Here is a 12,425-nt window from a genome sequence, read left to right as displayed (position 1 = left end):
AAAGCAATAACAAGAAAAAGGCCAGGCCCCATTGCTGGAACCCGGCCTGATGCCGAAACAGATGACGATGCCTGGCTTACTTGACCGTCACCTTGATGCTTTTGGCCAGCTCCGGCCCATACGACTGGTGCGCGCCGTTGGCGAACTGCATGGTCAGGGTGTACTGGCCCGGCGGCAAGGTGACGTCCGTTTCCGTTTGTCCTTTGCCGAAATGCAAATGCTTTTCGTCCATGGGTATCATCTCGCCCTCCTTCATCGGCCCAGTATTGATGAGCAGATGATGGTGGCCCGTCTTGGCCGTCATGTCGCCGGCCGGCTTGACGTCCATGCCTTTGATGGCAAACTTGACCTTGAACGGGCTCGTCACTGTCGCACCATCGGCTGGCTCGACGAAGGAAACGGATTGCGCAAACGCGCTGGCGGCCAGCAGGCTGCCGGCGATCACGAAGGCGGTTTTACGCAGGAATACGGTGGTCAATTGCATGATGTCTCCTCTTGTTAAATAACAACACGGACTGCATGAAACCATATTCCTGGCGACCATGGCGCAGGATTGTTAACCCATGAAGGGCCGGGGTCGAACCCTGAGGGTTCGACCCCAGTTTTTGCCTTGGGCTTAAGCTGGCTATCGATCAATCGTTCTTGATCACGATGCTCGGGAACTTGCTGGTCATATCCTTCGCCTTTTCCGCCACCTTGATCGCGATGGTGCGGGCGATCTGCTTGTAGATCACGGCGACGGGGCCTTCCGGCTCGGCCACGACGGTGGGCGTACCCGAATCCGTCTGCTGGCGAATCGCCATGGTCAGCGGCAAGGCGCCGAGGAATTCCACGCCGAAGTCCGCGCACATCTTCGCGCCGCCGCCGGCGCCGAAGATTTCTTCCGCATGGCCGCAGTTCGAGCAGATGTGCGTGCTCATGTTTTCCACCACGCCGAGGATAGGAATGCCGACTTTCTCGAACATTTTCAAGCCCTTGCGCGCATCCAGCAGTGCGATGTCCTGCGGCGTCGTGACGATCACGGCGCCCGTGACGGGCACTTTCTGCGACAGGGTCAATTGAATGTCGCCCGTGCCTGGCGGCATGTCGACGATCAAATAATCGAGGTCGCGCCAGTTGGTCTGGTCCAGCAATTGCTGCAAGGCTTGCGTGACCATGGGGCCGCGCCACACCATCGGCTCGTCCGGATCGATCATGAAGCCGATTGATGACACTTGCAGGCCGTGGTTTTCCATCGGCTCCATGCTCTTGCCGTCGAGCGTCTTCGGCTGGCCGCTGATGCCCAGCATCATCGGTTGTGACGGGCCATAGATATCGGCGTCGAGCATGCCGACGGTGGCGCCTTCAGCCGCCAGGGCCAGGGCCAGGTTGACGGCTGTGGTCGATTTACCAACACCGCCCTTGCCGGAAGCGACGGCAATGATGTTTTTCACGTTGCTCATCGGCTTCAAGCCGCGCTGCACCGTGTGCGAAATGATTTTCGACGACACGCCCACGCTGACGTTGCCCACGCCCGGCAGCACGCGCAGGGCGGCCAGCACGGATTTTCGGATCAGGTCGATCTGGCTTTTAGCGGGGTAGCCGAGCTCGATGTCGAGCGAAATATCATCGCCATCGACCTTCAGATTCTTGACGGTTTTACTGGAAACGAAATCTTTATGTGTATTTGGATCAATAACCTGGGCCAGCGCGGCCTTGACGTCTTCTACTGTGATGCTCATGTAAATCTCCGTGTGTACTACATATGTGCAATACGCGCAGTCTAGCGCAAATTTGCATGGTGCGATGGCGGCAAAAGCATCACTTGCCGGCCCTGCATCTGCTCACATTGCCTTTCCGCTGTTAAAATGTCCTATTATCCATCCCAAAAGTGCATCAATCATGACTCGCAAGCTGTTCGTCACCACTGCCCTGCCTTACGCAAACGCCGCTTTTCACATTGGCCATATCATGGAATACATCCAGGCCGATATCTGGGTCCGGTTCCAGCGAATGCAACGCGATGGCGCGGCCGGCCGTGAAGTGCACTTTGTGGGCGCCGATGATACGCATGGCACGCCGATCATGATCGCCGCCGAAAAGGAAGGCATCACGCCGCAGCAATTCGTCGCCAACATCGCGGCCGGCCGCGCCCAGTACCTCGATGGCTTCCATATCGCCTTCGACAACTGGTATTCGACCGATTCGCCGGAAAACGTCGACCTGTCGCAATCGATCTACCGCAAGCTGCGCGATACGGGCCTGATCGTCACGAAAACCGTCGACCGCTTCTTCGACCCGGTCAAAGGCATGTTCCTGGCCGACCGCAACATCAAGGGCGAATGCCCGAAATGCGGCGCCAAGAACCAGTACGGCGACAATTGCGAAGTGTGCGGCGCCGCTTACCAGCCGACCGACCTGGTCAACCCGTTCTCGGTGTTTACCAACGCGACGCCCGTGATGAAGCCGTCGGAACAGTATTTCTTCAAGCTGTCCGATCCGCGCTGCTTCGAATTCCTCAAGGATTGGCTCAACACGCCAGGCCGCTTGCAGCCGGAAATGGTCAACAAGGTCAGCGAATGGCTGGGCGAAGCCGGTGAAAAGCTGGCCGACTGGGATATCTCGCGCGACGCGCCCTACTTCGGCATCCCGATTCCTGATGCACCGGGTAAATTCTTCTATGTGTGGATGGATGCGCCCGTCGGTTACCTGGCCAGCCTGAAAAACTATTGCGACAAGAAAGGCATCGATTTTGACGCCTTCCTGAATGACCCGTCGACGGAACAGATCCACTTCATCGGCAAGGACATCGTTTCCTTCCATTTGCTGTTCTGGCCCGCCATGCTGAAGTTCGCCAATCACCCGGTGATCGACAAACTGAAAGTCAACGTCCACGGCTTCCTGACGGTCAACAACGAAAAAATGTCGAAGTCGCGCGGCACGGGCATTTCGCCGCTGCGCTACCTGGACCTGGGCATGAACCCGGAATGGCTGCGCTACTACATCGCCTTCAAGCTGAACTCGAAAGTGGAAGACCTGGACTTCAACGGCGAAGATTTTGTTGCCCGCGTGAACAGCGACTTGATCGGCAAATACGTGAACATCGCCAGCCGCTGCGCCGGCTTCATCGCCAAGCGTTTCGATGGCAAGCTGGCATCGACGCTGTCTGAAGGCGCGCAAAGCTGGATCAACCGCGCGCTGACGGTGGACGTCAACGGCGTCATCGTCGAGCGCCAGGCCAGCATCGCTGCGCACTTCGAGAACCGCGAATTCGGCAAGGCCTTGCGCGAAATCATGGAAATCGCCGACATCACCAACCAGTATGTCGATGAAAACAAGCCGTGGATTCTGGCCAAGGACGCCGAAAAGACGGCGGAACTGCACGACGTGTGCACCACGGCCCTGATCCTGTTCCGCCAGCTGACGATTTTGCTGTCGCCGGTCCTGCCGGGCGTGGCGAAGAACGTGGCATCGTTCCTCAACGACGCCGAGTTTACTTGGGCCGACACGCAAGTGTTCGGCGACGCCGTCTCGAACAGCATGCTGGGCCGTACCATCGGCGCCTACAGCCATTTGATGACGCGCATGGATGCGAAGATGATCGAAGCGCTGTTCGACGCGCCGCAAGCTGCTGCCATTGCCGCGCCGGCCGGCGACGCCGCCAATGACGCCGCCGCTCCAGTGGCAGCCGCTGCCGCCATCGAGGAACTGGCACCCGAAATCAAGATCGACGACTTCCTCAAGATCGACCTGCGCATCGCGAAAATCGTCAACTGCGAACTGGTCGACGGCTCCGACAAGCTGCTGCGCCTGACCCTGGATGCGGGCGAAGGCCGCTTGCGCAATGTGTTCTCCGGCATCCGCTCGGCTTACCAGCCGGAAGAACTGATCGGCAAGCTGACGGTGCTGGTGGCCAACCTGGCGCCGCGCAAGATGAAATTCGGTATTTCGGAAGGCATGGTCATGGCCGCGTCCGCCGCAGACGAGAAGGCGAATCCCGGCATCTACATCCTGAACCCGTGGCCGGGTGCCGAACCTGGCATGCGCATCCGCTAAGCCTCCACAAGGACCGATGATGAATATCGTGGTGCGCGAAGCAACGAATGCCGATGCACAGCTGATGGCCGAGCTGACCCGCGCCGCGTGGGCCGGCAAGGTGGCCGCCTCGTCTAGCGGACACCACGAGACGGCAGAGCAAGTGGCGGAGCAATTGCGCCACGGCGGCGGCTTTCTGTTGCTGATCGACGACATTCCAGCCGGTTCGCTGCGCTGGATGCCGCTCGACAGCGACCCCGCCATCTGGAAGATTTCACGCATGGGCGTGCTGCCCGCCTACCGGGGCAGCCACGTCTCGCAGCACTTGCTCGAAGCCATCATTCATCATGGCCTGTCATGCCAGGCCGAGGAATTGCGCCTGGCCGTGCGGCGCGACCAGCGCAAGCTGATCGATTTTTATGCGGCCTTCGAATTCGACCTGGCCGAAGAACTGGAATATTCGCACGCCAACCCCGCAGAACCGGCACCGATGGTGATGCGGCGTTTGCTGCGTTATTGATTTTTAGCAATTTCGCCCCGTACTTGCCGATACAACAACCCGCCAGGCCGCACGGCGCGGTAAAATACGGCCGGCTGACCTTACCCATAAGACACTCAGAAAAGAATATGAAACTGCCTGCAAAACACACCAACTACGTATCCGATCACACCTTGTTCATCGCCGAACTGAAGGCCAAGAATCCTGGCATGGAAGCGGGCCAGCAAGCGGGCCGCGCCCTGCTGTGGGACAAGCCGGCCGTCAGCATCGATGAGCAGGAACGCCAGCTGGCGTCGGCCGTCAAGCAACAGGCTTACGTTTACCAGAACAAGAACTAAGATCTGGAACCGGCACGATGTTGCCTGAAGAGTCTGCAGTCACGCCGGAAGCCGACGCTTCCGGTGCCGGCGCAGTCATCGAGTCGCCCCCACCTGTCGCTGACGGCGACGGCAGCGGCGACCCTGCAGCATCCGCCACGGCAGTAACGGACGCGGCGCCCGCCGCCGACCCGCTGGGCATCGCCCGCCTGTATGGCGAGCCGATGATGCGCATGCCGACGGATTTGTACATTCCGCCGGACGCGCTGGAAATCTTCCTCGAAGCCTTCGAAGGCCCGCTCGACTTGCTGCTCTACCTGATCCGCAAGCAAAACTTCAACATTCTCGATATCCCGATGGCGCAGGTGACCCTGCAATATCTGAAATATGTCGACCAGATCCGCGTGCGCAACCTGGAACTGGCCGCCGAGTATCTGTTGATGGCGGCCATGCTGATCGAGATCAAGTCGCGCATGCTCTTGCCTTCGCGCAAAAGCGACGTCGAGGAAGATGGTGGTGACCCCCGTGCCGAACTGGTGCGCCGGCTGCTCGAGTACGAGCAGATCAAGCTGGCCGCCTACGACCTGAACGCCATCCCCCAGTTCGAGCGCGATTTCGTGCGCACGCAGATTTTCATCGAGCAAAGCCTGACGCCCACCTGGCCCGACGTGGAACCGGTGGACTTGCAGCAGGCGTGGCTCGACGTGCTGAAGCGGGCCAAGCTGACCCAGCACCACCGCATCAGCCGCCAGGAACTGTCCGTGCGCGAGCACATGTCAAGCATCCTGCGCCACTTGCAATCATCGCGCTTCGTCGAGTTCAGCGAACTGTTCGACATTGCCGGCGGCGTGCCCGTGGTGGTGGTCAACTTCGTGGCCCTGCTGGAACTGGCCAAGGAAACCCTGATCGAAATCACGCAGGCAGAACCGTTTGCCCCCATCTACGTCCGGCTGGCCTATTCGCCCGCCTGACCCCTTCCCTTTGTCACTGACCACCGTACAACGGGGTTTTAGCGAAAGCAATCCATGAAAATTATTTCCGACATCGAAGAATTGCGCGACCAGCTCAGCGGACAGCTGCGTACGGCGTTCGTCCCCACCATGGGCAACCTGCACGAAGGCCATCTGTCGCTGATGCGTTTGGCGCGCAAGCATGGCGACCCCGTCGTCGCCTCGATCTTTGTGAACCGCCTGCAATTCGGCCCGAACGAAGACTTCGAAAAATATCCGCGCACCATGGCGGCCGACATCGCCAAGCTGGAAAAGGAAGGCGTGTACGTGCTGTTCGCGCCGACGGAAAAGGAACTGTACCCGGAACCGCAGGAATACCGCGTACGCCCGCCCGATGACCTGGGCAATACCCTGGAAGGCGAATTCCGCCCCGGCTTCTTTGAAGGCGTGTGCACGGTCGTCACCAAGCTGTTCTCGTGCGTGGGTCCGCGCGTGGCCGTGTTCGGCAAGAAGGATTACCAGCAGCTGATGATCATCCGCAACATGGCACGCCAGTTCGCCCTGCCGACGGAAATCATCGCCGCCGAAACTTACCGCGCGGACGATGGCCTGGCCTTATCGTCGCGCAATATGTATTTATCGGAAAGCGAACGCGCGGAAGCGCCGGAACTGTTCAAGGGACTTAATTTCGTGGCCGAGGAAGTGCGCAAGGGCAATCTGGCCGTGGGCGAACTGGAACAGGCCAGCATGCAGCTGTTGAACAGCCGCGGCTGGAAATCGGACTACATCGCCGTGCGCAAGCGCGCCAACCTGCAAGCACCGAGCGCCGCCGAGCTGGCCGCCGGCGAACCGCTGGTGGTGCTGGCTGCCGCCAAGCTGGGGCAGACCCGACTCATCGACAACCTGGAAATCTAAGCGCAATCACAACGGGGCCATTCGGCCCCGTTTCTTTCTCTACTTCTCCATCCCTACCAGCTTGAGTTCGGCAAACAGCGGCTTGTTGCTGCCGCGGGCCGCTTGCAACATGTCGTAGCTGGCCGTGTCGAGCACGATTTCCTCTCCTGCCCACAGTTTGCGCTGGCTCGCAGGCAGCCTCAGGCTGCGCAGGATGGCCCTTGCCTGGGCCGGATCGGCCGCCAGCAGGCGGATGGCGCGCGCGTGGCGCTGCGTGCCCGTGAGGATGGGCAAGCCGCCCTCGGGCCCGTGCTGGCTCAGGCTGACATAATCATGGCCGCCCACGCGGTGCAGATAGGCATGCCTGTCATCACCTTCGGCTTTCGCCTGCGCGGCCGGCTCCTGCATCTCGACAGACGCGACAGGCGCAACGGCGGTTTGTTCAAGGCTCACGCCACAGGCCGCCAACAGGGCCGTGCTCAGGGCGAAAAATAATACGGGTGCTCGGCGCATCGCGCGCTCCTTCTTGTCGGGGTCGGGGACAAAGGGGAAATACTGCAGCGATCATGGGCCAAATTATTTGACGTGTAAAGTTAACTTTAGGAAATATTTCATTCTTTTGCGCAATCTCATGTGATCGGCGCAAGCGGACGAAAAAAACGCTGCCGGTTTGCACGGGCAGCGTTTTTCTTGATAACGGTCAAGCCTGGATCAGGCGCCGGCTTTTTCCAGCTTCTCGAAAATCTTGTTCAGCTTTTCATCGAGGGTCGCGGCCGTGAACGGCTTGACGACATAACCGCTGGCGCCAGCTTGCGCGGCGGCGATGATGTTTTCTTTTTTCGCTTCGGCGGTGACCATCAGCACAGGCAGCTTGGCCAGTGCGGGATCGGCGCGGATATGCTGCAGCATCGTCAGGCCATCCATGTTTGGCATGTTCCAGTCCGACACGACGAAATCGAACGATTCCGCGCGCAGCTTGGCCAGGCCCATCACGCCGTCTTCCGCCTCATCGACGTTGGCATAACCCAGTTCCTTCAACAGATTCCGGACAATGCGGCGCATCGTCGAAAAATCGTCAACGACTAAAAATTTCATCTTTGGATCAGCCATGAATAACTCCGTTGTTTCTGTAGCGGTTTGTTAATAATATCGACATGAATGCCGACATTATGGTCGACACTACGGCAGCAAGTTGTAGGATAGCATTTTCGTTGCTTTTAGGCGAACAAACTTGCCTGAGATCATATAAAACGTGGCTTACACGCGCAAAGCACGCATACCGTGCGCCGCCAGGTGTCCCAGCACCATGCCAGGCAGCGCCGTCAAAGCGCCGACCTCATGCGTAGCGCCGACAGCGATCGCCTCGCGCGGCATGCCGAACACCACGCAACTGGCTTCATCCTGCGCAAAATTATACGCTCCTGCGGCCTTCATCTCCAACATGCCTTGTGCGCCATCCTTGCCCATGCCGGTGAGGATCACGCCGACGGCGTTTTTACCGGCCGATTGCGCGGCTGAACGGAACAGCACATCGACGGACGGACGGTGCCGGTTGACCGGTTCGCCCTGGTCGATCTTGGTCATGTAGTTGGCGCCGCTGCGCGTCAGGGTCAGGTGCGAATGGCCGGGCGCGATGTAGGCGTGCCCGGGCAGCACGCGTTCGCCGCCCGCCGCTTCCTGCACCGAAATCTTGCACAGCGAATCGAGGCGGCGCGCGAACGAGCGCGTAAAGCCTTCCGGCATGTGCTGCGTGATCAGGATGCCGGGGCAATCGGACGGCATCTGCATGAGGAATTCGCGGATCGCTTCCGTGCCGCCCGTGGAGGCGCCCACGATGATCAGCTTTTCGCTCGACGTCAATGGGCTGCGCAGGGCAGGCAACGGTGCTGCCACCTTGTCGCCGGCCGACGGCAGGGTGCGCGCGCGGATGCGTGCTTTCGAGGCGGCACGGATCTTGTCGGCGATCATGTCCGTGTACTCGCGCATGCCGCTCTGGATCGATATCTTCGGCTTGGTGACGAAATCGACGGCGCCCAGTTCCAGCGCGCGCATGGTGATTTCCGAACCGCGCTCGGTCAAGGACGACACCATCAGCACCGGCATCGGGCGCAAGCGCATCAGTTTTTCCAGGAAATCGAGGCCATCCATCTTCGGCATCTCGACGTCGAGGGTCAGCACGTCGGGGTTGGTCTGCTTGATCATCTCGCGCGCCACCAGCGGATCGGGCGCCGCACCCACCACTTCCATGTCGGGCTGGCTGTTCACGATTTCCGTCATGACGCTGCGGATCAACGCCGAGTCATCCACGATCAATACCTTGATCTTCATAGTTATCCTTCCAGGCCTTGCGGCCCGTATTCTTTATTAAATTAGTACACCGGACAAACCGCCGCAAGCCGCACAGCGCGACGCGCAGCAGGTTTGGCATGGTGTTTGTCAGAACAGTTCGACTTCGCCGCCGACCGGCGCGACCTTGAGGCGGCTGGCGTAATCGAGTTCGCGGCGTACCAGGGTATCGTTATGCGTCTGCATCAGCTTTTTCACCAGCACCTTGCCGCTGCGGGGGAAGAAGTAGACCTTGCGCGGGTGGATGTCGTTGAGGTCTTCGGCCACCACGCGCATCTTTTCCGCTTTCAGGTAGTTGATGACGAAGGCCGCATTGCGTTCGCCGACGTTGATCGCCGTGAAGCCGCGCAGCACGGCGCCGCCGCCGAACACTTTCGCTTCCATGTTCTCGCGCCGCGCGCCCGCCTTCAGCAAATCGTTGATCAGGATTTCCATGGCGTAGGTGCCATAGCGCATCGACGCGGAAATCGGGCTGTTCGGATCGCTGCCGCCATCGGGCAGCATGAAGTGGTTCATGCCGCCCAGGCCCGTGACGCGGTCGCGGATGCAGGCCGAGACGCAGGAGCCGAGCACGGTGACGATCAGCATGTCCTTGTTGGTAAAGTAGTACTCACCAGGCAAGATCTTGGCGGCGTCACAGTTGAACGTCCTGTCGTAATAGACGTTAGTGGCGAATTGCTCTTTGGATTCCAGGCTCATATTTCACTCTCATGTACGATGCGACGTTGCCTTGGGCGCGGCGCCCCGGGGCTGGTCGAGCTCATAGACTGTTTTACCGCGCAGCTTCAATGAATCCGACACGTACAGAAAATTCTCCGAATGGCCTGCAAACAGCAGGGCATCGGGCTTCATCAGTGGCACAAAGCGCGACAGGATCTTGCGCTGCGTCGCCTTGTCAAAATAAATCATCACGTTGCGGCAAAAGATGACGTCGAACTGCCCCGTCACCGGCCAGCTGTCGGCCAGCAGGTTGAGCGGCTTGAAGGTGATCATCTGGCGCAGTTCAGGGCGCACCCGCACCTGTCCTTCGCGGTCGCCCTTGCCGCGCAAGAAAAAGCGCCGCGCCCGGTCGGCCGGCATCTTGTCGAGCCGGTCCAGGTTGTAGACGCCATTGGCGGCCGTGGCCAGCACGTTGGTGTCGATGTCCGTGGCGATGATGGTGACGGGCGGCGTGAGCGTATTGAACGCCTCGCACACCGTCATGGCGATCGAGTACGGCTCCTCGCCGGTGGAACTGGCCGAACACCAGATGGTGATCGGCCCGCTCAGTTTTTTCACATGCTCGGCCAGCAGCGGGAAGTGATGCGCCTCGCGGAAGAACGACGTCAGGTTGGTCGTCAGCGCATTCGTGAACGCTTCCCACTCGTCGCCCATGCGGCCAGCTTCCAGGTCGTCCAGGTAGCGGACGAACGAGGAGATGCCGGTCGCGCGCAATCGCCTGGCCAGGCGGCTGTAGACCATTTCCTGCTTGCTGTCGGCCAGCGCGATGCCGGCCCGCTTGTAAATCATGGCGCGGACCCGTTCGAAGTCCTTGCCAGTGAAATCAAATTCCTTGACCGAATCCGTTTTAGTTTGCGGCATTTGTTTTTACCTCTCTATGACTACTCTGACCAATGCCTTTGCAAGTATAACTAGCGGGACCGGGTTGGCGTTAGAACTCTTCCCAATCGTCGCCGCCGGCCGCCGCCAGCTTTTTCGCGGGCGGTGGCGAGCCGGCTTGCGCCGTCTGTGCCAATCGCCGTGTATTTGCCGCCACACTCGTTGCCGGCCGTATCGCCGCTTTTACTACCGGCGCTGGCGCGGGTGCGGGCATGGCCGCCTGCGCCGCGCTCTCGCCGTCGAGCTTGAAGATGCTGACGGCGTTGCCGAGATTCTGCGCCTGCTCCTGCATGCTTTCGGCGGCCGCCGCCGCTTCCTCGACCAGTGCCGCATTTTGCTGCGTCATCTGGTCCATCTGCGCGATGGCCTGGTTCACTTCCTCGATACCGTGGCTCTGTTCCTGCGTCGCCGCCGTGATCTCGCCCATGATGTCGGCCACCTGCCGGATCGACGTGACGATCAGGCCCATGGTCTGCCCCGCCTCGTCCACCAGGCGGCTGCCGGCATCGACCTTGTCGACCGAGTCGCCGATCAGGCCCTTGATTTCCTTCGCTGCGCCAGCCGATCGTTGCGCCAGATTGCGCACTTCCGACGCCACCACCGCAAAACCGCGTCCCTGCTCGCCTGCGCGCGCCGCTTCGACGGCCGCATTCAATGCCAGGATATTCGTCTGGAACGCAATGCCGTCGATGACGCCGATGATGTCGACGATCTTGCGCGAGCTGTCCTTGATGGAACCCATGGTATCGACCACTTGCGCCACCACCTTGCCGCCCTGCTCCGCCACCGACGACGCCGACACGGCCAGCTGGTTGGCCTGGCGCGCGTTGTCCGCGTTCTGCTTCACGGTCGACGTCAGCTCTTCCATCGACGAGGCCGTCTCTTCGAGCGAACTGGCCTGCGTTTCCGTGCGCGCCGACAGGTCCGCATTGCCGCTGGCGATCTCGCGCGAGGCCACGGTGATGGTTTCCGTTCCCTTGCGCACGTCGCTGACCGTCTGCACCAAGCTCTCGTTCATGTCCTTGAGCGCCTGCTGCAGCGCGCTCGTTTCATCCTTGCCTTCGACCACCACGCGCGACGTCAGTTCGCCGGCCGCCACCTTCTGCGCCACGGCCACCGCGCCGGACAGCGGCACCGTGATCGAGCGCGTGATGAAGATGGCGCACCAGGCGCCGATCGCCACCGCCGCGCCGCCCAGGATGAACAATACAGTCATCAGGCGCGCATCGGCCGCCAGCGAGTCGTCCATGAAGCTTTGCTGCGCCACGTGCTGCAAGTCGAGCAGCTTGTTGATATCGGCCAGGGTCGTCTTGTTCAAGGGATCGATGCGGGTGGCGATCACCTTCGCCGCGCCCTCGCTGTTAAACGCCAGCACCTGCCCCATCGCTTCCTTGAAGGCGGCATCGACTTCGCCGTCGACCTTGGCGATATTGGCCAGCAGCGCCTTCTCGCCATCGGACAGGCCCAGGGTGGCCAGCTTGCCGCGCGCGCCGTCGTACAGCTTGCGCTGCTCGCGCACCTTGCCCTCTTCCGCCTGCATCAGGGCCACATCGCCCTGCAAGCCGATATTGCGCATGGCGATACCCGTTTCCAGCATCGCGCTTTTCATCAGCGACGCCTGCGTATTCTTTTCGCTTGCCAGCTCCAGACCCGTGAGCAGCTGGGCCTTGTTACGGTAATTCAGTGCATTCGCCGAAACGATCACCACCACCAGGATGGCGAGAATGCTGCCAAAACCTATCCCCAGCCGGGTGCCTATCTTGAAATCGCGCAAACTCATTACAGTCTCCAATATTTATGTGAACG

The 12,425-nt window shown here is 60.3% G+C and carries 13 protein-coding genes; 5 read left to right on the top strand and 8 right to left on the bottom strand.

Going from position 1 to position 12,425, the window contains the following annotated elements:
* Positions 1-76: 76 nt before the first annotated feature.
* Both MRBLMS1_RS11395 and apbC read right to left on the bottom strand, forming a co-directional pair.
* The gene (locus MRBLMS1_RS11395) at positions 77-484 is read right to left on the bottom strand and encodes a DUF4399 domain-containing protein (protein ID WP_485879476.1); all 408 of its coding nucleotides are present in this window, start codon (positions 482-484) and stop codon (positions 77-79) included.
* 148 nt (positions 485-632) lie between these two features.
* Complete coding sequence (gene apbC / locus MRBLMS1_RS11390; protein ID WP_034758315.1) at positions 633-1,721, bottom strand: iron-sulfur cluster carrier protein ApbC; 1,089 nt, start codon at positions 1,719-1,721, stop codon at positions 633-635.
* A 160-nt stretch (positions 1,722-1,881) separates the two neighbouring features.
* Here apbC and metG point away from each other — a divergent pair, with 160 nt between their 5' ends.
* The 5 genes from metG to panC all read left to right on the top strand — a co-directional run bounded on the left by metG (position 1,882) and on the right by panC (position 6,695).
* On the top strand, positions 1,882-4,035 hold the full coding sequence (gene metG / locus MRBLMS1_RS11385; protein ID WP_485879475.1) for a methionine--tRNA ligase: 2,154 nt from the start codon (positions 1,882-1,884) through the stop codon (positions 4,033-4,035).
* Between the two features lie 19 nt (positions 4,036-4,054).
* Complete coding sequence (locus tag MRBLMS1_RS11380; protein WP_034758490.1) at positions 4,055-4,534, top strand: GNAT family N-acetyltransferase; 480 nt, start codon at positions 4,055-4,057, stop codon at positions 4,532-4,534.
* Positions 4,535-4,641: 107 nt separating this feature from the next.
* Positions 4,642-4,851: a DUF3460 family protein gene (locus MRBLMS1_RS11375; protein WP_035826611.1), complete on the top strand. Its 210-nt coding sequence runs from the start codon at positions 4,642-4,644 to the stop codon at positions 4,849-4,851.
* Between the two features lie 17 nt (positions 4,852-4,868).
* Positions 4,869-5,801: a segregation and condensation protein A gene (locus tag MRBLMS1_RS11370; protein WP_034758323.1), complete on the top strand. Its 933-nt coding sequence runs from the start codon at positions 4,869-4,871 to the stop codon at positions 5,799-5,801.
* A gap of 54 nt (positions 5,802-5,855) precedes the next feature.
* Positions 5,856-6,695 carry a pantoate--beta-alanine ligase gene (gene panC / locus MRBLMS1_RS11365; RefSeq protein WP_070219724.1) on the top strand — a complete coding sequence of 280 codons (840 nt, stop codon included), beginning with the start codon at positions 5,856-5,858 and terminating at the stop codon, positions 6,693-6,695.
* Between the two features lie 39 nt (positions 6,696-6,734).
* On the opposite strand, the gene MRBLMS1_RS11360 is transcribed toward panC, so the two are convergent.
* The 6 genes from MRBLMS1_RS11360 to MRBLMS1_RS11335 form a co-directional block, all read right to left on the bottom strand.
* Entirely contained in the window at positions 6,735-7,187 is a 453-nt protein-coding gene (locus MRBLMS1_RS11360; protein WP_485879474.1) for a hypothetical protein, read from the bottom strand.
* 198 nt (positions 7,188-7,385) lie between these two features.
* Positions 7,386-7,784, bottom strand: coding sequence for a chemotaxis response regulator CheY (cheY, locus tag MRBLMS1_RS11355; RefSeq protein WP_026132837.1), 399 nt, complete (start codon positions 7,782-7,784; stop codon positions 7,386-7,388).
* A gap of 147 nt (positions 7,785-7,931) precedes the next feature.
* Positions 7,932-9,002, bottom strand: a complete 1,071-nt coding sequence (locus MRBLMS1_RS11350) for a protein-glutamate methylesterase/protein-glutamine glutaminase (protein WP_035826603.1) — start codon at positions 9,000-9,002, stop codon at positions 7,932-7,934.
* A 108-nt stretch (positions 9,003-9,110) separates the two neighbouring features.
* Positions 9,111-9,719 carry a chemoreceptor glutamine deamidase CheD gene (gene cheD, locus MRBLMS1_RS11345; RefSeq protein WP_034758343.1) on the bottom strand — a complete coding sequence of 203 codons (609 nt, stop codon included), beginning with the start codon at positions 9,717-9,719 and terminating at the stop codon, positions 9,111-9,113.
* 9 nt (positions 9,720-9,728) lie between these two features.
* Entirely contained in the window at positions 9,729-10,601 is an 873-nt protein-coding gene (locus MRBLMS1_RS11340) for a CheR family methyltransferase (protein WP_092712375.1), read from the bottom strand.
* A gap of 70 nt (positions 10,602-10,671) precedes the next feature.
* Entirely contained in the window at positions 10,672-12,399 is a 1,728-nt protein-coding gene (locus tag MRBLMS1_RS11335; protein WP_485879473.1) for a methyl-accepting chemotaxis protein, read from the bottom strand.
* Between the last annotated feature and the right edge of the window lie 26 nt (positions 12,400-12,425).

The organism is Massilia sp. LMS1-1-1.1 (assembly GCF_040815535.1).
In the GTDB taxonomy this organism is placed as follows: Bacteria; Pseudomonadota; Gammaproteobacteria; order Burkholderiales; family Burkholderiaceae_D; genus Janthinobacterium; species Janthinobacterium aestuarii.
The sequence above is the reverse complement of the archived record's forward strand: the minus strand, read 5'-3'. Positions and strand labels throughout refer to the sequence as shown.